This is a genomic window from Komagataeibacter oboediens, from assembly GCF_003207815.1.
GTDB lineage: Bacteria > Pseudomonadota > Alphaproteobacteria > Acetobacterales > Acetobacteraceae > Komagataeibacter > Komagataeibacter oboediens.
Window position 1 is genome coordinate 398552 of the sequence record NZ_NKTX01000001.1, and the last position, 25475, is coordinate 424026.

24 protein-coding genes are annotated in these 25475 nt (G+C 63.4%); 16 read left to right on the forward strand and 8 right to left on the reverse strand.

Translation table 11 applies throughout. The annotated features are described in order from the left end of the window. Nucleotides 1–40: 40 nt before the first annotated feature. Nucleotides 41–1045 (forward strand): Gfo/Idh/MocA family protein, encoded by a 1005-nt coding sequence (locus CFR80_RS01760; protein ID WP_029329464.1) that lies wholly within the window; start codon nucleotides 41–43, stop codon nucleotides 1043–1045. Here the strand turns inward: CFR80_RS01760 and CFR80_RS01765 are convergent. The 3 genes from CFR80_RS01765 to CFR80_RS01775 all read right to left on the reverse strand — a co-directional run bounded on the left by CFR80_RS01765 (nucleotide 1033) and on the right by CFR80_RS01775 (nucleotide 5162). Further along, nucleotides 1033–2859 (reverse strand): ABC-F family ATP-binding cassette domain-containing protein, encoded by a 1827-nt coding sequence (locus CFR80_RS01765; protein WP_110507046.1) that lies wholly within the window; start codon nucleotides 2857–2859, stop codon nucleotides 1033–1035. The genes CFR80_RS01760 and CFR80_RS01765 overlap by 13 nt on opposite strands. A 55-nt stretch (nucleotides 2860–2914) precedes the next feature. Then, on the reverse strand, nucleotides 2915–4294 hold the full coding sequence (locus tag CFR80_RS01770; protein WP_010514382.1) for an alpha,alpha-trehalose-phosphate synthase (UDP-forming): 1380 nt from the start codon (nucleotides 4292–4294) through the stop codon (nucleotides 2915–2917). A gap of 127 nt (nucleotides 4295–4421) precedes the next feature. Beyond that, on the reverse strand, nucleotides 4422–5162 hold the full coding sequence (locus CFR80_RS01775; RefSeq protein WP_010514386.1) for a response regulator: 741 nt from the start codon (nucleotides 5160–5162) through the stop codon (nucleotides 4422–4424). Nucleotides 5163–5289: 127 nt separating this feature from the next. On the opposite strand from CFR80_RS01775, the gene CFR80_RS01780 reads away from it, so the two are divergent. The 11 genes from CFR80_RS01780 to thiL all read left to right on the forward strand — a co-directional run bounded on the left by CFR80_RS01780 (nucleotide 5290) and on the right by thiL (nucleotide 16696). Next, complete coding sequence (locus CFR80_RS01780) at nucleotides 5290–5778, forward strand: sigma-70 family RNA polymerase sigma factor (protein ID WP_010514387.1); 489 nt, start codon at nucleotides 5290–5292, stop codon at nucleotides 5776–5778. 106 nt (nucleotides 5779–5884) lie between these two features. Beyond that, the gene (locus tag CFR80_RS01785; protein ID WP_029329465.1) at nucleotides 5885–6448 is read left to right on the forward strand and encodes a sigma-70 family RNA polymerase sigma factor; all 564 of its coding nucleotides are present in this window, start codon (nucleotides 5885–5887) and stop codon (nucleotides 6446–6448) included. 146 nt (nucleotides 6449–6594) lie between these two features. Beyond that, nucleotides 6595–6777: a hypothetical protein gene (locus CFR80_RS19725; protein ID WP_010514389.1), complete on the forward strand. Its 183-nt coding sequence runs from the start codon at nucleotides 6595–6597 to the stop codon at nucleotides 6775–6777. 3 nt (nucleotides 6778–6780) lie between these two features. After that, nucleotides 6781–8595: a sensor histidine kinase gene (locus CFR80_RS01795; RefSeq protein ID WP_010514390.1), complete on the forward strand. Its 1815-nt coding sequence runs from the start codon at nucleotides 6781–6783 to the stop codon at nucleotides 8593–8595. A gap of 98 nt (nucleotides 8596–8693) precedes the next feature. Beyond that, nucleotides 8694–10406 (forward strand): thiol reductant ABC exporter subunit CydD, encoded by a 1713-nt coding sequence (cydD, locus tag CFR80_RS01800; RefSeq protein WP_010514391.1) that lies wholly within the window; start codon nucleotides 8694–8696, stop codon nucleotides 10404–10406. Next, nucleotides 10403–12097 carry a thiol reductant ABC exporter subunit CydC gene (gene cydC, locus CFR80_RS01805; protein WP_010514392.1) on the forward strand — a complete coding sequence of 565 codons (1695 nt, stop codon included), beginning with the start codon at nucleotides 10403–10405 and terminating at the stop codon, nucleotides 12095–12097. Before cydD ends, cydC begins: the two co-directional genes overlap by 4 nt. A 137-nt stretch (nucleotides 12098–12234) precedes the next feature. Continuing rightward, a complete protein-coding gene (locus tag CFR80_RS01810) occupies nucleotides 12235–12609 on the forward strand; it encodes an OmpA family protein (RefSeq protein ID WP_010514394.1) in 375 nt (124 codons plus the stop codon). A 23-nt stretch (nucleotides 12610–12632) separates the two neighbouring features. Next, nucleotides 12633–14468 carry a DNA helicase RecQ gene (gene recQ, locus CFR80_RS01815; protein WP_010514395.1) on the forward strand — a complete coding sequence of 612 codons (1836 nt, stop codon included), beginning with the start codon at nucleotides 12633–12635 and terminating at the stop codon, nucleotides 14466–14468. A 59-nt stretch (nucleotides 14469–14527) separates the two neighbouring features. Further along, nucleotides 14528–15034 carry a transcriptional regulator NrdR gene (nrdR, locus tag CFR80_RS01820; RefSeq protein WP_029329466.1) on the forward strand — a complete coding sequence of 169 codons (507 nt, stop codon included), beginning with the start codon at nucleotides 14528–14530 and terminating at the stop codon, nucleotides 15032–15034. Nucleotides 15035–15106: 72 nt separating this feature from the next. Beyond that, nucleotides 15107–15688: a transcription antitermination factor NusB gene (gene nusB / locus CFR80_RS01825; protein WP_010514397.1), complete on the forward strand. Its 582-nt coding sequence runs from the start codon at nucleotides 15107–15109 to the stop codon at nucleotides 15686–15688. 15 nt (nucleotides 15689–15703) lie between these two features. After that, on the forward strand, nucleotides 15704–16696 hold the full coding sequence (gene thiL / locus CFR80_RS01830) for a thiamine-phosphate kinase (protein WP_010514398.1): 993 nt from the start codon (nucleotides 15704–15706) through the stop codon (nucleotides 16694–16696). Between the two features lie 24 nt (nucleotides 16697–16720). Here the strand turns inward: thiL and CFR80_RS01835 are convergent, their stop codons facing one another. Then, on the reverse strand, nucleotides 16721–17881 hold the full coding sequence (locus CFR80_RS01835) for a hypothetical protein (RefSeq protein ID WP_010514399.1): 1161 nt from the start codon (nucleotides 17879–17881) through the stop codon (nucleotides 16721–16723). Between the two features lie 156 nt (nucleotides 17882–18037). On the opposite strand from CFR80_RS01835, the gene CFR80_RS01840 reads away from it, so the two are divergent. Continuing rightward, on the forward strand, nucleotides 18038–18835 hold the full coding sequence (locus CFR80_RS01840; protein WP_010514400.1) for an SDR family NAD(P)-dependent oxidoreductase: 798 nt from the start codon (nucleotides 18038–18040) through the stop codon (nucleotides 18833–18835). Between the two features lie 260 nt (nucleotides 18836–19095). Beyond that, a complete protein-coding gene (gene glk / locus CFR80_RS01845; protein WP_010514401.1) occupies nucleotides 19096–20064 on the forward strand; it encodes a glucokinase in 969 nt (322 codons plus the stop codon). Between the two features lie 55 nt (nucleotides 20065–20119). Here the strand turns inward: glk and CFR80_RS01850 are convergent, their stop codons facing one another. Continuing rightward, on the reverse strand, nucleotides 20120–20587 hold the full coding sequence (locus tag CFR80_RS01850) for a hypothetical protein (protein ID WP_232275703.1): 468 nt from the start codon (nucleotides 20585–20587) through the stop codon (nucleotides 20120–20122). 365 nt (nucleotides 20588–20952) lie between these two features. Here CFR80_RS01850 and CFR80_RS01860 point away from each other — a divergent pair, with 365 nt between their 5' ends. Beyond that, nucleotides 20953–22653, forward strand: coding sequence for a thiamine pyrophosphate-binding protein (locus CFR80_RS01860; RefSeq protein WP_029329469.1), 1701 nt, complete (start codon nucleotides 20953–20955; stop codon nucleotides 22651–22653). Nucleotides 22654–22671: 18 nt separating this feature from the next. Here the strand turns inward: CFR80_RS01860 and CFR80_RS01865 are convergent, their stop codons facing one another. Further along, nucleotides 22672–23169 carry a hypothetical protein gene (locus tag CFR80_RS01865; protein ID WP_010514404.1) on the reverse strand — a complete coding sequence of 166 codons (498 nt, stop codon included), beginning with the start codon at nucleotides 23167–23169 and terminating at the stop codon, nucleotides 22672–22674. A 193-nt stretch (nucleotides 23170–23362) separates the two neighbouring features. On the opposite strand from CFR80_RS01865, the gene CFR80_RS01870 reads away from it, so the two are divergent. After that, entirely contained in the window at nucleotides 23363–24175 is an 813-nt protein-coding gene (locus CFR80_RS01870; RefSeq protein ID WP_232275696.1) for a hydroxyethylthiazole kinase, read from the forward strand. Here the strand turns inward: CFR80_RS01870 and hpxZ are convergent. Continuing rightward, a complete protein-coding gene (gene hpxZ, locus CFR80_RS01875) occupies nucleotides 24170–24559 on the reverse strand; it encodes an oxalurate catabolism protein HpxZ (protein WP_029329470.1) in 390 nt (129 codons plus the stop codon). The genes CFR80_RS01870 and hpxZ overlap by 6 nt on opposite strands. 28 nt (nucleotides 24560–24587) lie before the next feature. After that, on the reverse strand, nucleotides 24588–25037 hold the full coding sequence (locus tag CFR80_RS01880; protein ID WP_010514407.1) for a hypothetical protein: 450 nt from the start codon (nucleotides 25035–25037) through the stop codon (nucleotides 24588–24590). Between the last annotated feature and the right edge of the window lie 438 nt (nucleotides 25038–25475).

A 25475-nucleotide genomic window follows, 5' to 3' on the forward strand; every position in this document is an offset into this window, starting at 1 on the left:
CGGAAGGCAGGTTACGGACATGAACAGGCAGGAGCAGGGCATGACGCAGTCAGGAACGGGGTTGTTACGCGTCGGGATCGTGGGGGCGGGGCATTTCGGTCGTTTCCATGCGCTCAAGGTGCAGGCGGCCGCGCGGGAAGTGCTGGCCGGCATTCATGACCCTGATACGGCGCGCGCGCGCAAGGTCGCGGTGGAGGCCGGTGGCGCGCCGGTCCTGTCCTATCCCGACCTGCTGGCCTGTTCGGATGCGATTATTGTCGCAGCCCCGGCCGAACACCATTTCGAACTTGCCCGGCAGGCCCTTGCGGCGGGAAAGCATGTGCTGGTGGAAAAGCCCATGGCGGCGACACTGGCGCAGGCTGATGAACTGGCGCATCTGGCGCAGGTGCATGGCGTGGTGCTGCAGGTGGGGCACCTGCTGCGCTATTCCGCCGAACACCGTGCCATTACCGACCGGATTTCGCGTCCCCTCTATATCGAGGCCACGCGCCTTGCACCCTACAAGCCGCGTGGAACGGATGTATCGGTCATCCTTGACCTCATGATCCACGATCTTGACCTGGTGCTGTCCATCGTGGACAGCCCGATCGAAAGTGTCGATGCGCTGGGGGCTGCCGTCAGTTCGCCTTTCGAGGATATTGCCAACGCCCGCGTGCGTTTTGAAAACGGCTGTGTCGCCACCATTGCGGCCAGCCGCATTTCCCTCAAGACCGAGCGGCGGATGCGCGTCTTTTCGCAGGAAGGCTATCTGTCCGCCGATTTCATGAAGCGCGAACTGACCATGATCGGGCGTACGCGCGGCCTGCCGCTGCCGGGATCGGGCGGATTCCGTCGCGAATCCGTAACGTGGCGCGACCATGATACGCTGGCGGCCGAACATGCCGCCTTCGCGGCTTCATGCCTTGATGGCGCGCAGGTGCTGGTGGACGCGGTGGCGGGCCGCCGGGCGCTGGCCGCGGCGCTGGCGGTGACACGGGAAATCGCTGCCACCCGTGCGCGGATGGAGGCGTCCGGTCTGATCATTCCCCCCGGTCAGGAAGACTGAAGCGTCTCACGCAGCATTTCGAGTTCCAGCCACCGTTCTTCCGCCGCCGTCAGGTCGGCCTGTGCCGTTTCCAGCGCCGTGGTGGCGGCGGTGAAGCCCGCAGGGTCGCGCGCATACAGCCCCGCATCAGACAGGATGGCGCGCAGGCGTTCGATTTCCGCCTCCAGCGCCGCCATCTGCCTGGGCAACTGTTCCAGCGCGTGCTTGTCCTTGTACGACATCTTGCGCGATGGCTGCCGGGGTGAAGACGACGGTGCGACGTCGGTTCTGGCCGGCGCGGCGTCAGCGCGGTCCTGCCGGGGGCGGGCGGCCAGTGTCCCGTCCTGCCGCTGGGCCAGCATGTCGCTGTAGCCACCGGCATATTCCACCCATTTCCCGCCGCCTTCCGCCATCAGGATGGAGGAGGCGACCCGGTCGAGGAAATCACGGTCATGGCTGACCAGCAGCACCGTGCCGGAATAGGCCGCCAGCATGTCCTGCAGCAGATCAAGCGTTTCAAGGTCAAGGTCGTTGGTTGGCTCATCCAGCACCAGCAGGTTGGACGGTCGCGCCAGCGCGCAGGCCAGCATGAGCCGCCCGCGCTCCCCGCCCGACAGCACGCCCACCGGCGTGCGGGCCTGTTCGGGGCGGAACAGGAAGTCCTTCATGTAGCCAATAACGTGGCGTTTCTCATCGCCAACCTGCACCATGTCACCGCCGCCACCCGTCAGCGTATCCGCCAGCGTGGTGTTGGGATCGAGCGAGCGACGCTGCTGGTCCAGTGTCACGACATTGAGCGCGCTGCCGATATTGATGGTGCCGGAATCCGGTTTGTCCAGCCCCGTCAGCAGGCGCAGCAGCGTGCTCTTGCCCGCGCCATTTGCCCCCACGATTCCCAGCCGGTCGCCGCGCAGGACACGCAGGTCCAGATGGCTGACCACCGGGTGAGCGGGGTCGTAGGCGCGTGACATGTCTTCCGCCACCGCAACCAGCTTGCCCGACAGGTCGCTTTCGCGTGCTTCCATCTTCAGGCCACCGGGCTGACGGATGGCGGTGCGGCGGGTATTGCGCAGTTCGGCCAGTTCGGCCACGCGGCGGACATTGCGCTTGCGTCGCGCGGTCACGCCATAGCGCATCCAGTCTTCTTCACGCGCGATCTGGCGGTCAAGCTTGTGGCTGTCGCGCTCCTCCTGCTCCAGCACTTCTTCGCGCCACGTCTCGAACCGGGCGAATCCCTGGTCCAGCCTGCGGGTCACGCCCCGGTCCAGCCACACGACCGAACGCGACAGCGTTTCCAGCAGGCGGCGGTCATGACTTATGATGACCATGGCGGAAGACAGCGACAGCAGTTCGCGCTCCAGCCATTCAATGGTGGGCATGTCCAGGTGGTTGGTGGGTTCGTCCAGCAGAAGCAGGTCGGGTTCGGGTGCAAGTGCGCGGGCCAGCGCGCAGCGGCGGGCTTCACCGCCAGACAGCGTGGCCGGGTCTTCCGTGCCATTCAGCCCCAGTTCGGTCAGAAGCAGCTCGGCGCGGTATTCCGGGTCGCCCGGTCCCATGCCCGCGCGGACATAATCCAGCGTGGTGGCGAAGCCCGACAGGTCGGGCTCCTGCGGCAGGTAGCGCATGGTGGTGCCGGGCTGGATGAAAACGGTGCCGTCATCGGCCTGTATCTCACCCGCCGCAATGCGCAGCAGGGTGGACTTGCCACAGCCATTGCGCCCGACAAGGCAGATGCGCTCGCCCGGGCCAACGCCGAAGCCCGCGCCATTGAGCAGCGGCGCGCCGCCAAGGGTCAGGGTAATATCCTGAAGGAGAAGAAGGGGAGGTGAAGCCATGCCCACTTATGTATTCTCAACCACTCCCTGCGCAAGGCCGGTGTGGGAGGCAAGGCTACTGCCGCGCCGCGTTTTCAAGGATGTTCAGGAATGACAGCCCCCAGCCAAGGGCCGTGCGGTTGGCAATGCTGTTCCAGCATGCTTTCCAGCGTTCGCGCCGTTCTTCCACCGACATGGCCAGCGCGCGTTCCAGCGCATCGGCCATTCCGTCATGGTCCAGCGGGTTGACCAGAAGGGCAGCTTCAAGCTGCTTGGCCGCCCCGGCAAGCCGCGAGAGGATCAGCACCCCGGGATTTTCGGGGTCCTGTGCCGCGATGAATTCCTTGGCCACAAGGTTCATGCCATCGCGCAGCGGGGTGATGTAGCCAATGTCCGCCAGCCGCATGTAACCGGCCACGGTGGGACGCGGGCTGCCGCGTGTCAGGAAGCGCAGCGGCGTCCAGTCGGCCTGTCCCTTATGGGCGTTCAGCTTGCCGATCTGGTGTTCCAGCTTGTTGCGCAGCGCCTGATAGGACGGTACGTCCGTCCGGCTTTCGGCCGCGATCTGCAGGAACGTGACCTGGCGTTCCCGTTCGGGATAGGTTTCCAGCAGGCGTTCATACCCGGCAAGGCGATGGTCAAGCCCCTTGGTCGGGTCCATGCGGTCCACGCCAAAGACCAGTTTGCGCCCCGCAAGGGAGCCGGACAGCCGGCGCAGGTCCTGCGACCCGGCGGCTGCCGTTGCCGCATGGGCAAAGGCCTGGGGATCGATTTCAACGGGGAATGTGCCGACGCGCACCCTGCGTCCCTCGAATGTCAGGGTGCTGTCATCTTCCGCCGTGGCGCCTGCCTTGCGGGTGGCGGCAAAGATGAAATTGGCCGTGTCGTCGGCTGTCTGGAAACCCAGCAGGTCCGCGCGCAGCAGGTCGCGCAGGAACGTGCCGCCATCGGGTGCCGTAGCCAGCATGTCGGGCGCGGGGAAAGGGGTATGAAGGAAAAAGCCGATGGGCTGGCGCACGCCGTGGCGGCGCAGCAGGGCCGCAAGCGGCAGCAGGTGGTAGTCGTGGATCCAGATCACGTCTTCCGCCCGCAGCAGGGGCAGCAGGTTTTCACAGAACCGTTCGTTGACCGACCAGTAGGTGGCCAGTTCACGCCGTTCGAAGTGGATGTGCTCGGGCAGGGAATGCATGAGCGGCCACAGCGTGGAATTGGAAAAGCCGGTGTAATAATTGCGGTGTTCGGCGGGTGTCAGGCCGATGGTGGCGTATTCCACCCCGTCCGCCTGCTGGATTTCGGGCGGCAGATGGGCCGCGTCGGGATGGCAGGTGCCGTTCCAGCCGAACCACATGCCCCCCTTGCGCGCCAGCAGGTCCTTCAGCACAACCGCGAGGCCGCCGGGCCGCAGCCCTTCCTTGGGAACGGGAACGCGATTGGATACGATGACCAGCCGTTTCATTCTGCCCTCTCTGATAAGCTGTCGCGTGGCGGATCAGCCCCAGCCGGTTATGCGGCCAGAACAGGCACCATACACGCCGGGCCATACGGGGGGGATGGCGCAGGCGCGGTACTGGCATGCGGATGTGTCAGTTCAGGGAAACGCCACCCGAAACGGCCTGATAGGTGGAGACGGCCAGTGTAAGTGGTTCAAATGGCTTGGTAATCACGAATGCCGGTTCGATCGTATCGCCCGTCAGCAGGCGTTCGGGGTAGGCGGTGACGAAGATGATGGGAATGTCCTGGTGCTGCAGGATGCTGGAAACCGCCTTCATCCCGTCGCCACCATCACCAAGGTTGATATCGGCCAGGATCAGGCCCGGCCTGGTTTCGCGCGCAAGCCTTACGGCTTCCGCCTCGCTGCTGGCGACGCCTGCAATGGTATGGCCGCACTGGCGCACCAGTTCCTCGATATCCATTGCGATGATCGGTTCGTCCTCGATGATCAGCACGCTGGTCTGGGCGCAGGAACGCAGGCGGGTGTGGGCGTCCTCCAGTATGGTGGTGGCCTGCGCGGGGGACAGGGAAAGGACACGTGCCGCGTCATTGACCGGCAGCTCCTCCAGCGATGTCAGGAGCAGCAGCTTGCGCCCCAGGGGCGGCATGCCGCCCGCCGTCTCGTCTTCGCGGCCATGTTCGGCATGGTGTCGGGATATCCACTGGTAAAGGCGCAGCCTCGGCGGCATGGAGGGATCGTCCACCGCCATGAGTTCGCGCAGGCTTTCGGCAACCAGCAGGTCACCACTCGACTGACTGCCACATAATGCGCGGGCGTACCGCCGGGCATAGGGCAGGGCGCGAAGCAGGTCTTGACGCCGTGATAGCGGCATGAGGCATTCATCTCCCCAGATAAACTGTTACACTCCGGATCATGACAGCGTTAGACTGTGCTGCAAGAGTTGAAGAGTAAACAAACTGGAATCAAGAATACCACCCGATCCGTCAGCGGTCACGCACTTGCGTGGGGAGATCCTGTCCCTTCTGCCGCAATTACGTGGTTTTGCCCGTTTTCTGACGGGGCAGGCCGCGCAGGCGGACGACCTTGTTCAGGAAACCGTGCTGCGGGCGCTGGCGGCACTGGACCAGTTTACCCCCGGCACCAGCATGAAAGCATGGCTGTACACGATTGCGCGCAATCTTTTTTATGAACAGGTGCGCCACGGGCGGCGCGAGCGCGATGTCATGTCCGACTACGCCCGCCGTCCCGACCGGCCCGAAAGTGATACGGGGGAAGGGGAGGCGGATGCGCTGCGCGACCTGGATGGCGCGATCTGGCGGCTGAGCCCCCGCCTGCGTGAGGCGCTGGTGCTGGTTGGCGTGCAGGAAATGACCTATGCCGAGGCCGCCCATGTGTGCGGCGTCACCGTGGGCACCATCAAGGCCCGCGTGTCACGCGCGCGCAGCCAGATCATGGAATACATGACCCCCCCGCCAGAAGGGGGATGAGGGAAACCGCGACATCATGCTCGCGTTTTCGTTATGTCGATGGATGTAACCTTTCGTCCCCCCCGTTCATTGCACCCGCATGAACGACATCAAAGGGGAGATGAACATGACCAACAGCTTTCATGACGAAATGATTGCAATCCTGCCCCGTCTGCGCGTTCAGGCCCTGTCGCTGACACGTAACCGCGCGGCAGCGGATGATCTGGTGCAGGACGCCGTGTGCAACGCGCTGGCCGCACAGCACAGCTTTACCCCGGGCACCAACTTTTCCGCATGGATGCACCGCATCCTGCGCAATCGCTTCATTTCCGATCTGCGCAAGAAGCGCGAAACCGGCAATATCGAGGATGTGCCCGCTTCCGCCATGGCAGGCAGCGGCGCACACGAGGAACGTCTGGTGGTCAAGGAACTGGTCGAGGCCATGAACCGCCTGCCCGCCGATCAGCGCGAGGCGCTGGTGCTGGTGGTGATGCAGGGCATGAGCTACGACGAACTGGCCGCGGCGACCGGCTGCGCCGTCGGTACCGCCAAAAGCCGCGTCTTCCGCGCCCGCCGCCAGCTGGCCACATGGCTGTATGGTGAAGAGCGCGACATTTCCACCGTCGAACTGCGCGGTGCGGTGCAGCGCCTGCGTTCGCGCATGGAAGCGCGTCCCGCGGCATCGGTCTGAATTGAGTGGATTCCTACTTTGAATTGCGGCGTGAATATGGCACTGACGGTAACGTCTTCACCGCTATCCTGGGACTTGCAGGGTGGGATACGGCCCTGATACGGGCAGGGATTGTGTGAAGTGGGAATTTACTTCGGGATAATGCGATGGCTCTGAAGGACAAGTGTCCTCCCAGGCAACCAGGAAAGAAGTCCATTAACAGATCGGATGACGCGTTCGAGCTATGGTTGAAGCGGGGGCTGCATCAGTTGTTCGATGATGTAACAAAAGAGCCAGTGCCCGAGGAACTCCTGCGTTTGATTGAGGAAGACCGGAAACGGACAAAATAACGGATGTCCGTGTTTCCTTCTTCCGGTCACGGCAGGCAGGTCCGTCACCGGAGCCTGTTCACCCGCGTCGGTCGCGTGTTCGACGCCGTGCGTGGCCGGATGATGGCGATCATCCTGCTGGCGGCCATGCCCATTGCCCTGATTGGCGCGGTACAGGCATGGCACAGTTACCATTCCACCCTTGAAGCTCCCGGTGAGCGGACCGACCTGACGGTATCGCGCATCGACCTTGAACTGCGACATGAGGCCGATCACCTTGGCTCCCTGCTGCAGGCCGTGTCCCGCATGCGGCTTGATGATGCGGGCCTGCGGCATATGCTCGAACTGGTGCAGTCCCTGACCGGGCGGCATTACAGCCAGATCGCCCTGGCGGATGACCGGGGCAACATCCTGACCGCCGTGGGACGGCAGGGCGATGCGCCTGCGCTGGGGGCGGATGCCATGCCCCGTTTCCAGGGTGATGTCCGGATGGTCGCGCTGACCGATCCCCTGACCCATGTGCCCGGCTATTTCCGGATTACGGTTTCCGCCGTCATTTATGATGACGCGGGCAGGCCCGCGCGTCCGGGGTACCTGACCGCGGTCATGCCGCTGTCATGGCGCAGTGCCATCCTGCAGGCCAGTGACCCGCGACTGGACCTGGTGCAGCAGAACGGGCCGATCCAGATATGGGTGGTGGACAGCCAGGCCCGCGCCGCGGCGCCGCTGTGTTCCGACTGCAACTGGGCTGCCCGCCCCCCCGACCGCATCATGCAATGGGCGCGCGTGACCCTGGCGACGGGGGGCGACCATGCGCACATCACCCTGCCGGAGGGATCATTTTCCATCGGTCGCGTGCAGGGGGGCGTGCATGTCCTGACCATGACGCGCCGCAACGCGGGGGAGCGGCATGCGGTGGTGATGTTCGCCATATCGCTGGTCAGTAGCGGGCTGCTGCTGCTGGCGGGGCTGCTGGGGGGGCTGCTGGGGGCATCCAAGAGTGCCGACGTGCTGGTGATTACGCCGTTGCGGCAGCTGACGGCATCCGTCAACCAGTGGCAGCTGGGGGGCATGTACGAAGTACGCTCCAACTGGGCCATGCCGCTGGAGGTCCGGCAGCTGGCCCATGCCTTCAGCAAGGCCACCCGCAGGTTGGCGCGGCATGAAAAGCGGCTGGAACGCGCGCAGGCGCGGCAGGAACTGCTGCTCAAGGAAATGCATCATCGCGTCAAGAACAACCTGCAGATCGTGGCGTCGCTGCTGAACCTGCAGGCTGGCCGCATCCGCCAGCCTGCGGCACGCGAGGAATTTGCGCAGGCGCGTGATCGTGTGCGCGCGCTGGCCACCCTGCACCGCTATCTTTACGCCGATGGCGAACTGTACAGCCTGAACATGCAGAGTTTCGTACGCGAACTGTGCGGCCAGATCATGCATGCCATTGGTGAATCCGACGAAAGCCGCATCACGCTGGATATCCGCGTCGATGACCTGCTGATGGTGCCGGATCAGGCGGTGCCGCTGGCGCTGATCGTGACGGAAGCTGTCAGCAATACCATCAAATACGCCTTTCCCGACCGCCAGCATGGCACGCTGGAAGTTGGCCTGCGCGCTCTGTCTGGCGACCGGGCCTGCCTGTGGATTGCCGATAACGGCGTAGGTATGGCGGCGGCGCGCAACCATTCCGCGGCAGAGGAAGGGCGCAGCGGGATCGGCATGCAGCTGATCCGTGGTTTTGCCCGGCAACTGGGCGGCGAACTGCAGATGTTTGAGGAAAACGGGACCCGCTATGTCCTTGTTTTTCCGTTGAAGCAGCCTGAACAGGATGAAACATCCGCGTGAATCCATGCAAAAATGCATGGCAGAGTTATGGCGTGGGCAGATTCAGGCCATGGATGATGGCTGTCCCTGTGCCGTGTCCTTCGGTATAGGGAACGGTCATGAACGATGACAAGACAGTGATGAAGGCGTGGACGAAGGCACAGTCGCGTCTTGGGCGCCGGCAGGCCATGCCGGTTGTGTTGCTGGGGCTGGCCACGGCGGCCACTGCGGTGGGACAGGTCTGGTGCGTGGCCAACGTGCTGGCTTACGTGCTGGTGGGCGGCGGCCAGTCGGCGGTGACGTGGCCGCTGGCCGGGCTGGTGGTGCTGGCCCTCATCCGCGCTGTCTTGCAGATGGGGTCGGACATGCTGGCCGCCCGTGCGGGCATGAAGGCGCGTGCGCGCCTGCGTGGTGGGGTGCTGGACGCCATCCTGCGCGGCGGGCCGGGCCTGCTGCGCCGTCATCATACAGGGGAGCTGGCGGCACTTGCCGTTGACCGGATCGAGGCGCTGGACGGTTTTTTCGCCCGCTGGTTGCCCGCTTCCGTGCTGTGGGTTGCGGCCCCGCTTGTCATCGGCGTCCTTGCCGCCCTGGTGCAGCCGGGTTCGGCGCTGATCATGGCGATATGCGGCATTGCCGTGCCCTTCGGGCAGGCCCTGTTCGGCATCGGTGCCGCAGTTGCGTCGCGTAACCAGTTCCTTGCCATGACCCGCCTGCAGGCGCGCTTCCTTGACCGGGTGCGCGGGATCGCCACCATCGTCCTGTCCGGCCGGACGGACGATGAAACGCGCAGGCTTGCGGCTGCGGCGGAGGAACTGCGCTTGCGGACCATGAAAGTGCTGCGGGTTGCGTTCCTGTCCTCGGCTTCCATTGACTGCGCGATGGTCGTGGCCCTTGTGCTGGTGGCGCTGCGCAACGGGGCGCAGCTTATGGCGCTGCATGATCAGGGCGTGCCGGCGACACTCATGGCGGCCCATGTGGCGCGCGGGCTGTTTGTCGTGCTGCTGGTACCGGAATTCTTCGCACCCTTCCGCAGTCTGGCGCTGGCCTATCAGGATCGCGCCCATGCATCGGGGGCTGCTGCGGCCATGCGGATACTGCCTGATGCCGCCACCGTGCGCACTGCCGGGCAGACGGTGTGCGAAACGGGACAGGGGGTCAGTGTCGCGTTCGAGCATGTGGGCTTCACGTGGGATCCCGCGCGCGGTGCGACGCTGGATGATGTTACGTTTACCGTGCCCGCGGGCCAGACGCTGGTGCTGTGCGGCCCGTCGGGGTCGGGCAAGTCGACCGTGATCGAAATGTTGCTGGGCTTCATCCAGCCCGAAATCGGGCGCATTACCTTCAATGGTGTCGACATGGCCACCATCCTGCCCGAGGCGCTGGTCGCCATGACATCATGGATCGGGCAGAAGCCGGTCCTGTTCGCGGGCACCCTGCGCGAGAATATCCTGTTTGCCCGTCCCGATGCCACGGATGCGCAGTTGCAGGCCGCCATCAGGGCGGCGGCGGCGGACACCTTCATCGCCACCCTGCCGCATGGGCTGGACACCCTGATTGGCGAAGGCGGGTTTGGCCTGTCGGGTGGTCAGGCGCAGCGCGTGGCGATTGCGCGTGCCTTCCTCAAGGACGCGCCGCTGCTTTTGCTGGATGAACCGACATCCCACCTTGACCCGCAGACCGAGGCGGACGTGTTCGACAGCCTGCGTGCGCTTGCGGCCCATCGCACGGTTATCCTCGCCAGCCATTCTGCGGCGGTGGACGGGTTCGGGGGGCAGCGGGTGGACCTTGATCATGGCCGTATTGTCACCAGTGGGGAGAATGCATCGTGAAGTCCTCGGAAAACCGGGAATTCGCGCGGCAGGCGCGGCGTGAAGGCGTGATGGGACCGGTGCTGCAGATCCTGCACATATGGCAGCGCCGTGCCCCGTTGCTGACAGCGGGCGCGCTTCTGTCCCTGCTGGCCGTGCTGATTGGTCTTGTGCTGATGCGCGAGGCGGGCATGCGGGTCGCGGCCATGACGATGGGCATGATCGTGGTAACGACCGGGGCGCTGCGCATCTTCGGCAGTGCGCGGGTGATCCTGCGCTATACCGAACGCCTGGTCACGCATGACGCGATGTTCCGTGCACTGGCGGATGTGCGGGTCTGGTTCTTCCGCAACCTGGCGCGGGGCGCGGCGGCCGGGCTGGGCTTCCGTCGCGCGGGCGATCTGCTGTCGCGGCTGGTGTCCGATGTCGAGACGCTGGACGGGCTGTACCTGCGCATCATCATTCCGCTGCTTGGCGCCTGTCTGGTGCTGCCGTTCCTGTTCATTGCCATCAACATGGTCAACACGGTGCTGGCGGTTGTCGTGGCCGGGCTGTTCGCGTGCAGTGCCTTTGGCCTGCCGCTGGTCGCCGCCATGCTGGGGCGGCGCGAGGGCGGACTGGTCAACCATGCCAGCGCGCAGTTACGGATCGGCGTGCTGGACATGGTGGGGGGCTTGCGCGAAATCGCAACCTTTGGCGCGGAGGGCCGCATGCTGGCCCATGTCCGTGACCGTGATGATGCCCTGTACCGTGCCCAGATGAAGCAGGCGCGTATGCTGGCCATGTCAGGTGCCGCGTCCTACCTGTGCGGACAGGCGGCGGTGCTGGTGGTGCTGGCCGCGGCACTGGGAATCGGGTTGCCGCATATCGCGCCCCTGCCTGCGGCCGCAGTCCTGTTCCTGACGGTGGCGGCGTTTGAAAGCGTCGGGGGACTGACCCGCGCGGGTGCGCTGGCGGGGAGCATTACGCAGGCTGCGGCCCGTGTCGTGGCCGTAAGCGATATGCCGGAACACGCCCCACCCGAAGGCACCGAGCCCGCACCGGCGGGGACCGACATCTGCTTCGATCATGTCTCCTTCCGCTGGGACGCCAACCGTGCCCCGGTGCTTGATGACCTGAGCCTGAGCATCCCGGCAGGCCAGCGCATTGCGGTGCTGGGACCGTCGGGCGCGGGGAAGTCCACGCTGGCGGCGCTGCTGCTCAAGGCGGTGGCGCCCCAGGGGGGATGCATCACGCTGGGTGGCCGCGATATCGCCACCATCCGCGATGAGGACCTGCGCAGGCGGATCGCGTGGCTGTCACAGGCGACGCACCTGTTTGCCGATACGATTCGTGCCAACCTGCTGCTGGGGCGTCCCGATGCCACGGAAGCCGACCTCTGGACCGCGCTGGAACAGGCCCGGGTTGCGGATGTGGTGCGCGAACTGCCCGAAGGTCTGGACAGCTGGCTGGGTGAAGGTGGTGCGAGCCTGTCCGGCGGGCAGGGACGGCGTCTGGCGCTGGCGCGGGTGCTGCTGTCGCGCGCGCCCATCCTGATACTGGATGAACCGGCCACGGGGCTTGATGCCCGCACCGAGCAGGAATTCCTCCAGACCCTGAATGATGTCACGCAGGGGCGCACGGTCATCCTGATCGCACACCGTCTGACGGGTATTGAAAAACTGGATATGGTATGGCGTATTTCTGGCGGAAAAATGGTCAGTGCCCGGTGACAAAGGGGTGGCCATGCCAGTGGAAAGGATTGACGCGGCTATCCCCACAGGGCACGAAGTAGCGGAAAACCGGATCGGACATACCATAAGGCTGAGAGCGATCCGTCTTGAATACCTGAATCAGGAGTAAATTCATCATGCGTCGCCTGTCCCTTCTTCTTGGTCTTGGTCTGCTGACAGGGTGTGCTGGTGGCCATCCGGGTAAATATGTCGTGTTCTTTACCGAGAACTCCACCCAGCTTGACACGCCGGCCCAGACCGTGATCACGCAGGCTGCACAGCGCGCCGTCTCGAGCCACGCCAACGTGCGCGTCGAAGGCTACGCCGCTGCCAGCCATGACCTGTCTGCTGATGAACTGCTGGCCATCGACCGTGCCAAGATCGTGGCCCGCCAGCTTGCGGTTGACGGCGTGGATGCCAGCCGTATCCGCCAGCAGCCGCGTGGTCCGCTGAACAATGAAAACGGTGCGCTGGCGTCGCGCCGTGTCGAAATCGAGGTTGGTGGACGCTGATCGACGGTCCTTCTTCTGATAATATGACTGCCCATGACGGCGCATCGCGCAATCCGCGTGATGTGCTGGCCGAGGTATTCGGCTTCCCTGATTTCCGTGGCCTGCAGCAGCAGGCCGTGGATGAGGTCATGGCGGGCCGGGACTGTCTTGTGCTCATGCCGACCGGTGGTGGCAAGAGTGTCTGCTACCAGGTGCCTGCCCTGGCGCGCCCCGGGACCGGACTGGTCATTTCCCCCCTGATCGCACTGATGGACGATCAGGTGGCGGCCCTGCGCCAGTTGGGGGTGAATGCAGGCGCGCTGCATTCTGAACAGGAAGCCGATGATGCCGCCCGTGTCCGTGCGGACCTTATGGCAGGGCGGCTGGATATCCTTTATGTCTCGCCTGAACGGCTGCTGTCCCCCGGCATGCTGGAACGGCTCGGGCGGCTGACGCTGTCAGTCATCGCGATTGACGAAGCGCACTGCATTTCCGCCTGGGGCCATGAATTCCGGCCCGAATACCGCGAACTTGCGGCGCTGCCGCAGCATTTTCCCAATGTGCCCCGCATCGCCCTGACCGCCACGGCGGATGCGCGTACGCGCAGCGATATCCTCGATGCGCTGGCGATGCCGGATGCGACGGTGCTGAAGGCCAGCTTCCACCGGCCCAACCTTGATATCGCCGTGCGCCCCAAGACATCGGAACTGCGACAGTTGACCGGCATACTGGACCGGCACCGGGGGGCTGCGTCCATCGTCTACTGCGGCAGCCGCAGCAAGACCGAGCGGATTGCCCGCTCGCTGGCAGGCAAGGGCTATGCCGCGCTGCCGTTCCATGCCGGCCTGTCACCGGTAGAAAAGCGTGCGGCCCTCATGCGGTTCCGCTCGGGGGAGCCAGTGGTGATTGTCGCCACCATCGCTTTTGGCATGGGGATAGACCGGCCCGATGTGCGCGCCGTCGTGCATCTGGACATGCCATCCTCGCCCGAAGGGTATTACCAGCAGATCGGCCGCGCCGGGCGTGATGGCGCGCAGGCCGAAACCGTGCTGCTGTATGGTGGCGACGACATGGCCCGCGCCCGGTACTGGCTGGAACAGTCCAACGCGCCCGAGGCCCAGAAACGGATCATGAGTGCCCGCCTGGAAGCCATGATTGCCCTGACCGAGACCACGGGGTGCCGCACGCAGGCGCTGCTGTCCTGTTTTGGCGAGGAACTGTCCACCGCCTGCGGGCACTGCGATAACTGCCGCAATCCGGTCGCGACGTTTGATGGCACGGTGGCGGCACAGAAGGTGCTTTCGGCCATCTATCGCACCGGGCAGCGTTTTGGTGCGGTGCATGTGGCTGGCGTGCTGCGGGGCAAGGCGTCGGACATGACGTCCCGCCACGGGCATGAAAAGCTGAGTGTGTTTGGCATTGGCCGTGATCGGCCCGAACCCTTCTGGCGTGGCGTGATCCGCCAGTTGATCGCGCGTGGCGCGATAAAGGTGACGGGCGAATATAATTCCCTTGCCCTTGAGGAGGGGCGTGCGCGTCCCATATTGCGTGGCGAGGAGCAGATCATGCTGCGCGAGGACGCGACCGAAGACCTGAAAGCGGCAGGCCGCGGTTCAGGCAGCGGGCAGCGGCCCCAGATGGTGGATCTTACGCCAGAGGCCGCCGCGCGGTACGAGGCGCTGCGGCAATGGCGGCTGGGTGAGGCGCGGGAGCAGGAAATTCCGCCCTATGTCATTTTCCATGATGCCGTGCTGCATGATATTGCACTGGAATGTCCGACCTCGCTGGACGAACTTGGCATGATCCGTGGGGTGGGTGGCTCCAAGCTGGCCCGCTATGGCGCCGCGGTGCTGGATGTACTGGCTGATGTCGGCGCCTAGCCCGTCACGCCCCCGCGTGGCGTGTTCTGTTTCATCGCGTAATCAGGAAACGGTTTTGCATGCGTTGCCCTTTTTGTGGAAATGACGATACGCAGGTGAAGGACAGCCGCCCGCATGAAGACGGCGCGGCCATCCGGCGCAGGCGCATATGCGGATCATGCGGGCAGCGTTTTACCACCATTGAACGCGTGCAGTTGCGTGACCTTGTGGTGATCAAGGCCGATGGGCGCCGCGTACCGTTCGAGCGCGACAAGATGGCGCGTTCGGTCCGTATCGCGCTACGCAAGCGCCCGGTGGATGCCGATCGGATCGAACGGATCGTCAATGGGCTGGTCCGGCATCTTGAGGCAATGGGGGAGACGGATATCCCGTCGCGCGATATCGGCCGGCTGATTATGGAAACGCTGCGTGAAATTGATTCCGTGGCCTATATCCGTTTCGCCAGCGTGCATTGGGATTTCCGGGAAACCAAGGATTTTGCGGATATTCTGGATACGATTTCAGCATCCGTCTCGGGGGATGCAGGCGAAGAGTTTTCCCCATCCGACCCGAAAGACAAAGATTGAACTGGACCCCGCCGCGCAAAGAGGCGATGAAACCCAGAATTTGCAGCAATGCCATAGCAGGAGTAACGCGCCATGACACAGACAGACGGTGACCGGCAGCCCAGGGTCCGTTCCCGTACCGCATCGCGTGTTGCAGCGGTGCAGGCCCTGTTCCAGATCGAACAGGGCAATGAAAGCCCGGAACGGGTCATAAACCAGTTCATGCGCCACCGGCTGGGCACGTCCGCGTCCGAACAGTGCGCATATGCCGAAGGGCAGGTGCCTGATGCGGATGCGCGCCTGTTCGGGATCGTGGTGCGGGGCGCCATGGCCCGGCAGGACCGTATTGACGCGCTTCTGCATGACATCCTGCCCGCCTCGTGGCCGCTGGCCCGGCTGGACCCGGTGCTGCGTGCGATCATGCATGCCGCAGGTGGCGAGATGACCGGTGCGGACCCCGTTCCCGCGCGCGTCATCATCAATGAATACATGGATATCGCCCATGGGTTTCTTGCCGGGGATGAACCGCGCATGCTCAATGGCGTGCTCGATGCCCTGTCGCGGCGGATCAATGACCCGACGGCGCCTGTGGCGGATGCGGATGGCGTGGAAACGATAGTGGTGGATGAAGAAGCTCCCACCACCGATGCCGCGCCCGACACCAGGCCCGCCTGAACCCGGCGGAAGGGCATGACGGCCATGGGACAGGACACGCTGTCGGATAATGGCCTGCCGGCGGAATTCGGGTTCATTGCCCGTATTTTCCGCCCGCTTGCGGGAAATGGGGCGCTGGACCTGCGCGATGATGCCGCCGTGTTTATGCCGCCTGCCGGGCGTGAACTGGTCATCGCCGCCGACGCCATGGTTGAAGGCGTTCATTTCCTGCCAGATGATCCGTCTGATACCGTGGGGCGCAAGCTGCTGCGCTGCAACCTGTCGGACCTTGCCGCAATGGATGCGACCCCGCTGGGTTATCTCATGACGGTGTCCATGCCGCCCGAACGGGACGAGGCATGGTTCGCGGGCTTTGCCTCCGGGTTGGTGCATGACCAGAAACGCTTTGGCATTACGCTGCTGGGGGGGGATACCACCTCGACCTCCGGGCCGCTTGTTTTGTCCCTGACGGTGCTGGGGCATGTGGCGCCGGGGCAGGCGTTACGGCGCAGTACCGCCCGCGTGGGTGACGGCATATGGGTGACGGGCACCATTGGCGATGGCGCAATGGGCCTGCTGGCGCGGCGGGGGCAGGTGGCCGATCCCGATCATTTCCTGGCGCGACGATACCAGTTGCCACGACCCCGGCTGGGTCTGGAACTGGGGGATGTGGCATCCGCCGGGATGGATGTATCCGATGGGCTGGTGCAGGATCTGGGGCACATGGCGCGTGAAAGCGGGGTCGGTATCGTGATCCATGCGGATCAGGTGCCGCTTTCGCCCGCCGTGCGCGCGCTTGGCCCGCAATGGCTGCCCACATGCCTGAGCGGGGGGGATGATTACGAACTGCTGCTGGCTGTCCCGCCTGCGCACGAAGATCGCCTGCTGCGCCATGCCGCACGGTCCGGGGTGGAGGTGACGTGCATCGGTCAGGTGGTGGCGGGAAATGGCGTGCAGGTGCGCGACAGTGCAGGGCATGAGATGGTAATTGCCCGGCGTGGCTGGAGCCATGTGCCGGACGGGGGCTGAGGCCCGCCAGCCACGATCCGCCGTTCAGTCGGTCAGGGGACGGTCATAGACCCGGTAGCGTTTGCACGGTTCGGGTGTAATGCGTTCGATCAGGCGGCGCATGGGCAGGTTTGTTTCCAGCACCCAGCCCAGTTCGACCGTGCGGTAGGGCAGGCTGCGCCCGCGTTTCATGAGTTCGGTAATGGCGAGGGCGGGCATGATCGCGCCCAGTGCCGTACCGTCCAGTACGGAACTGACACCTAGCAGAATAACGCGGGCGGAATGGAATTCATGCCGCAGCAGGCGCTTGCCCAGCTTCAGCCACCCCAGTGGTGAGGGATCCCCGTTGAGGTCGGCGGAGATGTCGAACACATTGGGCACAACCAGCGCCACACAGACCGGTTTGCCATCCTGTTCGATCAGCACGAAATGTTCGGGACGCAGGATGGGCTTCATTTCCACGATCATGGCCTGCATGTCTTCCCGCGCCAGCGGGATCGACCCCCAGTTGTTGCGCCATGCGTCGTTGTACAGCGTGCGTAGGATCTCCCCATCTTCGTCAATGCGGTCCATGCGCAGGCCACGGGTGGTGACATTGCCCAGCCGCCCTTCGCCCAGGCGCAGGCTGGCGGGGACAAGGTGGGCTTCCTCCGCATCCGGCCCTGTGCGCATCTGGTAGGCCACAAGGTCGCGCACCTTGGTACAGCCGCAGGCTTCCATCATGCCGGGCAGCCATTGGGGATGCCACGGCATGGCCACCATGGGCAGGGCATGGTGCCCCTCGATCATCATGCCGAATTCGCCATTGCTATCCAGCGTCTGCGGCCCGCGCATGAGCTTCATGCCGTGCTGGCGCAGCCATGTGCCTGCCGCATCCAGCAGGGCTGATACGACCTCCAGGTCGTCAATGGCGTCCAGTGCGCCGAAAAAGCCGACCGGTTCGCCATAATGTTCCATGGAAACCGGGTCGATCTGGGCGGATATGCGTCCCACCGCCCGGTCGCCCCGCATGGCCAGGAAATACTGCGCGCGGCCCAGACGGAAAAAGGGGCTCTTGCGCGGGGTCAGCAGGTCGCGCTGGGTCAGGTCCAGGGGCGCGACGTAACCTGGCAACCCGGCGTACAGGCGGCGGGGCAGCTGGATAAAGGTGGTCATCTGACGAAAGCCGGAAACGGGAATGATAGTAAGACGATCGGTTTCGTTCATGACCGGTTCGTTGCATCCTGAACATTACCCGCATCGACCTTCATTCCGTCACGGAACGGGGCAGGCTATGCAGGCATGGGTTAAAAGAAGTGATTCGGTGGTCCGTCCTGTTGCTGTGCTGATGGCACAGAAGGACCCTTAAAAGGAAGATAGACAATGACGGTTCGGTCCGGTTCACGCATGGATGAAGGGGCATATGTGCTGATTACGGGGGCATCCAGCGGGATCGGGGCGGAACTGGCATGGCTGTATGCGGCCCGTGGGCGGCCGCTGGTGCTGTGGGGACGCAATGCCGAACGGCTGGAAAACGTGGCCGCACGTGCCCGCAGTTACGGCGTCAGCGTGCATACGCGCGTGCTGGACCTGTCTGATGGAGCAGCGGCGATTGCAGCCCTGCGCGAGGATGATGACAGCCATCCGCTGGATATCGCCATCCTTGCCGCGGGCCTTGGGGACATGCGGCGCGGGCGCGACGTGGTGGAACGCGCGGAGGACGTGCTGCGCCTGGGACTGGTCAATTATGCCACGCCATCGGCCATGGCGGCTGCCGCGGCCGAGCGCATGGCCCCGCGCGGGCGGGGCCATATCGTGATGATCAGTTCCGTTGCCGCCTTCCATGCCCTGCCATTCGCCGCGGCCTATTCCGGGTCCAAGGCGGGGCTGAAACGCTTTGCCGAGGCGCAGCAGATGGCGCTGGCCCCGTTGGGGATCGGGGTGACGCTGGTCTCGCCCGGGTTTGTGGACACCCCCATGAGCCGCCGCGTGGTGGGGGCCAAGCCCTTTCTGCAGACCGCGCCTTCCGCCGCGCGCAGGATCGCCCGTGCCGTGGACCGGAACCGGCCGCATCTGGTCTTTCCGTTCGTGTTTTCCGTGCTACGGCTGGTGGATACGCTGGTACCGTGGCCGTTCAAGCGGCGGATACTGTCGGCCATCAAGGCCGACCAGATGGACTGAACTGCCTGCGGACGGGATATGGTCCGTATAATATGTTTTAATGTTAACCGGAACGATTGTGGCCATTTCGTGACATTTATCAATGAAATTGCGCGATAGCTGGTCTTGTTTTTTGGTCAGATGTGTTAACCGGTATGTCTGCGGCGCCTGAATTGCCTGCTCTGTTGCATGGAATGCATGGGGAAGGGCACAATCGCAGACTGTTTTTATTGTAATAGCGGGGCAAGGAGCTGCCGTATGGCCACGGAGCGTGACCGGACATGAAAGAGATCGTAGCAGTTGATATTGGCGGCACGCATGCGCGCTTTGCCATCGCCCAGGTTGATCAGGGGCGGGTTGTCACGCTGGGGGACGCCACGACCCTGAAATGTGCCGATCACGCCAGCCTGCAACTGGCATGGGAAGCCTTTGCCCGCGTGGTTGACCGTCCTCTGCCCAGGGCCGCAGGCATTGCCGTGGCCTGTCCGATCAAGGGCGATATCCTCAAGCTGACCAATAACCCGTGGGTCATCCAGCCCGCGTGGCTGCCGGTCAAGCTGGGTGTGGACGAACTGATCCTGGTGAATGATTTCGGCGCCGTGGCCCATGCCGTGGCGCAGGTGGGCGAAGACAGCCTGCAGCATATCTGCGGTCCCGAACTGCCTCTGCCCGAACAGGGTGTGGTTACCGTCGTGGGGCCGGGCACGGGTCTGGGGTCCGCTTATATCGTGCGCCGCAAGAATGGTTATTTCGTGTGCGAAACCGAAGGTGGCCATATCGACTTTTCCCCGCTGGACCAGCTTGAGGACCGGATCCTGAGCGTGCTGCGTCGTCGCTACCGGCGTGTGTCGGTTGAACGCGTGGTGTCGGGGCCGGGGCTGCTGAACCTGTACGAGGCGATTGCCGAAATGGGGGAACTGTCGGTCAAGGCGCGTGATGACAAGGCGCTGTGGACCATGGCGCTGGAGGGATCCGACCCGGTGGCCGCCGCGGCGCTGGAACGTTTCTGCCTCAGCCTTGGTACGGTCGCAGGCGACCTGGCCCTGGCGCAGGGGGGCAGCGCGGTCGTGATCGCCGGTGGCCTGGGGCTGCGTCTGGCCGAACACCTGCCCCGTTCCGGTTTTGCCGAACGCTTTGTGGCCAAGGGCCGCTTTGAAGGCATGATGGCGGAAATGCCGGTCAAGCTGATTACCTATCCCCAGCCCGGGCTGCTGGGGGCGGCGGCGGCCTTTGCCGAAGCCTATCGCTGATACGGCCTGAAGGGGCGTCCCGTTACTGGCGGGGTGCCCTTTTTCATATCCGGGATCAGCCGCGCCACAGGTGCCCGGGCATGGCGTCATAATGCCGGGTCAGGAAATCCAGCAGCAGCGCCAGCACGTCGCCCATATGCCGGGGATCATACTGGGCATGACAGGCGATTTCATGCATCGGCTGATTGTTGATCATGGTGGCGACCAGAATCCGCTCGTAGCGGTGGCCGATGATGTCATGAATATATCTGTAACGGTTGATTGACCCCATCCGCCCGTTCAGCGGCCGTACGGACAGGCCGAGGGATGTCCTGTCCAGATCCGGGTCTTCCTGTCCCATGACACCAATCCGGTAATCCGTGGCCCAGAACCGGGCTGCCGCCATGTGGTGCGCGGTGATCAGACCGCCGCGGTGCAGCGCGTCGATCACGGGCGACAGCGACAGGGGCGCATCCTCCGCGTTGTTCCCGTCGGGTGGCAGGGCAGACAGGGTAGCGGGACTGTCAGCGGACAAGGGGCTCACTTTCATGACTGCGTGTTACCGCATCATCTTCACGTCCGGAACGTGGGTCAATTGAAAGAGTAAGATTATCCCCGCTCCCGCATGAAAAAATATCATCCATTCCGGTCCAAATGCTTGAGGCTCAAAAAGCCGGATAAAAAAACGGCATCACCCGGGACGGGGTGATGCCGTAAGGTTCCGTGGACAATGTTGGGAAATCGACGATCGGGAATCTGTCGGGCGACCCACGGGTAAAGAAACTGATAATGATAATAATTATCATTATCAAGATAAAAATGGCATCTGCCCTGATTGTCCCGATGGTGGACCCGGTCCCGAAAACGTGGTGCGATAGCCGCACCGTCAATGCATACGCAGGGGACAGCATGGCTATTACACCGCTTGAGGTCGCAGCACGGCGGACAGGGGGGCGGCGGGGTGCTGATATCCTGCTGGAAATTCTGGAAAGTGAAGGGGTCCGCTACATTTTCGGCAATCCCGGCACGACGGAACTGCCGCTGATTGATGCGCTTCAGGGCCGCCCGGATCTGAAATATATCCTCGCGCTGCAGGAAGCGAGCGTGGTGGCCATGGCCGACGGTTATGCACAGGCTGCAGGGCGCCCCGGTTTCCTCAACCTGCACACTGCAGGGGGGCTGGGGCATGGCATGGGCAATCTGCTGAATGCCAGCGTGTCACAGACGCCGCTTGTCGTGACGGCGGGACAGCAGGACTCGCGACACACGATTTCTGATCCGTTGCTGTTCGGGGATCTGGTCAGTATCGCGACCCCTGCCGTCAAATGGGCGCAGGAAGTCCTTCATGCGGACCAGTTGCCGGTGCTGGTGCGACGGGCTTTCAACGATTCGATGGCCGCCCCGTCCGGCCCTGTCTTCCTGTCGCTGCCCATGGACGTGATGGAGGAAACCAGTGATGTGGATGTCGGCTCTCCTTCCATCATCAATCGCGATTCCATAGCTGGTGGCCTTCCGGAACTGGCGCGTGCGCTGGCGGAGATTACGCCAGGGCGACTGGCGATCATTGCGGGGGATGAGGTCCATGGCGCGGATGCGGCGGCACAGGTCGCGGCAGTGGCCGAAATCCTTGGTGCGCCGGTTTATGGCGCGTCATGGCCATCGCGTATTCCGTTTGCGACGTCCTGTTCGTTATGGGCGGGCAACATGCCCACACGCGCGACCGACATCGCCCACAGGCTTGCGGATTATGACGCGATCTTCGCGCTGGGTGGCAAATCACTGATTACCATCCTGTATTCCGAAGGCTCGCCCGTGCCGCCGGGCTGCGCGGTTTATCAGGTATCGGCTGATGCGCGTGATCTGGGACGTACATTCCAGACTCCGCTTTCGCTGGTGGGGAATATCCGTGCATCGCTGGACGTGCTGCTGCCCCTGCTGCAGCAGGCGACGCAGCCCCGCCGGGCCGAATTCACGGCGGCCCGCGACCATGTCATCGCCGCCCGTGCCAGCAGGCGTGCCGAGGCGGAGGGTCTTGTAGCCCGTCACCGCGATGACCCGGTCGTAGCCCCCTGTGTTGCCGCGCATGAGGTCGTGCGCGCCATTGGTCCCCGGATTGCCATTGTGGATGAAGCGATTGCGACATCGTCCTATACGCGCATGTTCCTCGATAGCGACTGGGCCGCGCAATATTCCTTCCTGCGCGGTGGTGCGCTGGGGTGGGGCATGCCGGCAGCAGTCGGGGCCTCGCTCGGGCTGGGCGGGGAGCCGGTGGTCTGCCTGGTGGGGGATGGTGCGGCACTGTATTCCCCGCAGGCCCTGTGGACGGCGGCACATGAGGGTCTGCCGGTGACCTTCGTGGTGATGAACAATCGTGAGTATAACGTGCTGAAGGGATTCATGCGCGGACAGACGCACTACATTTCCGCGCGGGAAGGGAATTTCCTGGCAATGGACCTGTGTAATCCACCGATCGATTATCAGGCCATGGCGACGTCCTATGGCCTGGACTCCCGCCTGATTACCCGTGCGACGGATATTGCCCCGGCGATCGAGGCTGCAATGGCATCCGGCCGTCCCAACCTTGTCGAGATCGTGATCAGCACGATCTAGAAAAAACGGCCCTATTCCTTAGCGCAGGGGAAAGGTGCAGCGGGTCGGCAGGGTATCGGCCCGCTCCCGCCCCGGGTCCACGCGCAGGGTCAGCCGCATGACGGCGGCGGCCAGATGCGCGCCACTGGTATGCATGGTCGTCTTTATGTCCACGCCATGGTTGTTATCCAACACCGCGACATTGCGCCCACGCCCCACGGTACCTTCCGCCCGGACGGACCAGTATGTGCCATTGATGTCGGACAGGCGGGCAAGATTGTAGACCGTCCCTTCGCCCCTGAGCTTGCTGTAACCAATCCCGATTGCCCCACCGCCCGTAATCTTGACCGGATAGGAGTGTTCGCCAAAATACAGGCGTCCCTTGCCCCATGAATAACCGCCGGCAAGAGCCGCGTCGCGCAGGGTGAAGCATAGCCTGGCCGTTGGCTGTCCCAGTGCATCCGCAGCCCATGCGGAAGAGGAGGCCAGTAGTCCTGCGGCAAGAATGACAGGGGCAGAGAGGAAAGCTGGTCGCACGGTATGTTCCTGCTACGATATGTCGGCTGGTAAAAACATATATGAGATCAAGAGGGCTACCGGCATCATTGACCGGCTGCGTTCTTTGTTTTTCAGTCGATTACCACCAAAAGGCAACCCCTGTCTGTGTCGGCCCCCATGGGCTGGACGCGTGGGAAAGGAGCGCAACCTTATGCACGCAGCAGCCATATCCATGAATTATGATCACCCTGCCTGCCGCGCCGTCCTGCGGCAGGTCAGGCAGCAGGCGCCGTTTGTGTACGGGTTGACCAACTATGTTGCGGCGGCCCTCAGCGCCAATGTGCTGCTGGCGGCAGGGGCGGCGCCCGCGATTGGCGCAGCACCGGGCTGGCCGGCCGGTTTCGGGGGGCATGCGGGGGCAGTATGGGTCAATGCGGCGGGGCTGATCAACTGCACGGCACAGGATATGCTGGCCGCCGTGCAGGCTGCAAATGCCGCAGGGGTGCCATGGGTGCTCGACCCCGTGGCCATGGGGGCTGGTATCGGGGAATATGATGCCATTATTCGTGACCTGATGCGACAGGGGCCGGCCGTCATACGGGGCAATGCCAGCGAGGTCATGGCCCTGGCCGGCGGTGCGGCGACGGCGCGGGGGGTAGAAACCACGGCCTCCATCGCGCAGGCAGTGCCGATGGGACAGGATCTGGCCCGTAATAAACAGGTGATCGTGGCGATCAGTGGGCCGGAGGACCATATACTCGGCCCTGATGGGCGTCACCTTGTCGTGCCGGGCGGTAACCGGTTGTTGACGGTCGTGACGGGGGCGGGGTGCGCCCTGGGTGGGCTGGTGGCGGCCGGCCTTGCGGTGACCCCGGTGGAATCGGACAGGCTGGTCGCTGCGGCAGCCATTCATGCACTATATGCGCGTGCAGCTGAAATCGCGGCCCGGAATGCAGGCGGGCCAGCTTCCTTCGCGACCGGATTTGTCGATGCCCTGGCGCAGTTGCAGGACACCGACATCCCTGACGGAATCAGTTCATCATGATATATCCGCCATAAGGGAGACATGCGCGGCAATGACCTTCCACCCATCGGGGGTGCGGATCCATGTCTGGCTCTGCCGTCCGATCCGTTCACCGCCATGGCGACGGAATTCCAGGTCAACCGTGCCGGCATCCGTGCCGATGGCGGTAATATGCCGTCGGAGCACATCGCGCGGGGGCGATCCCCCCGTCCGGTTGCGGCGAAACGCGGCGATTTCATCAAACCCGTACAGCGTTTCGCCGACCCCATACCGCACGGTTTCCGGCCCGTGGTAAAAGAGCGCATCGAGTTCCTGAAGGTTATTGTCACTCAGCGCCTTTTCATAGCGATCGGACATGGCGGTCAGTTCCGCGACGATTTCGGGACGGTTCAGGACAGGGGACATGGTGTTTCCATAAAATGTGATGGTGACGTTATGCCTTGGCTGCAGGCGCTGCATGGGCACCGTTTTCCGTTACATTTATAACAGCTTCATCGGAAAACGATACGACTTCCGAAGGTGCGCGGCTGGCCGCTTCGTTCGTTTTGCGGGCCAGATCATTAGTCACTGTTTTCAGTTCCGCGACTTCAGATCTGACATCATTCAGTATTTCCATCAGGGCTGCATGATCTTCTGCCGCACGCCGGTCGGTTCCCCGGCTGAGTACCGCATTGCCCACCATAAGGGCGGGGAGGGCAACCAGCTGGATACAGTTGCTTATGTAAAGCAGCGTATTCTGCCATGCAGGCGCAGCCAGCGGGATAAGCGAAAAGACCAGAAAGGCATAAACGCACCAGATGCTTCCGAATATGATCGTCATGCGCACGGCCACATGATCGTTCACTTCATGAAGAAGGGAGGGTTTGGTCGAAGGATTCGGCATGAGAACCTGCTCGTAGCAATATGGTGTAATAATTCAGGGGTATGTCCCAGAATCTGTCCCGATGCGTCCATCTTAAAATGGATAGGATTTATGCCGGCAGGGGAGGGGACAAACGGATTCTGTCCGTCCGACATGTTTTTCTCAATTCCTATGAGACGCAGGAATGCCGGTTTTCTGTGGTTTTTGGTTTTTGACGTGTGACGGTTTTCGTTTTTTTGCATTTTTATGATTGACGGTATGGGGAGTGGGACCTATATCCCCATTCACCGGCGGCGCTGAGGAAACTTCTTGAGGTGCTTCGGTTGATTTGCTAGGTTATTCGGCCCTGTTGGGTTGTGATCTTTGACAAGAGAATAGAGAGAGTATCTGGAAGGGATATGCTGGCGGCGCGATTGTTGCTCTTTAGGGGGTGATGATTGGCGGTCTGGACTGGGTGAG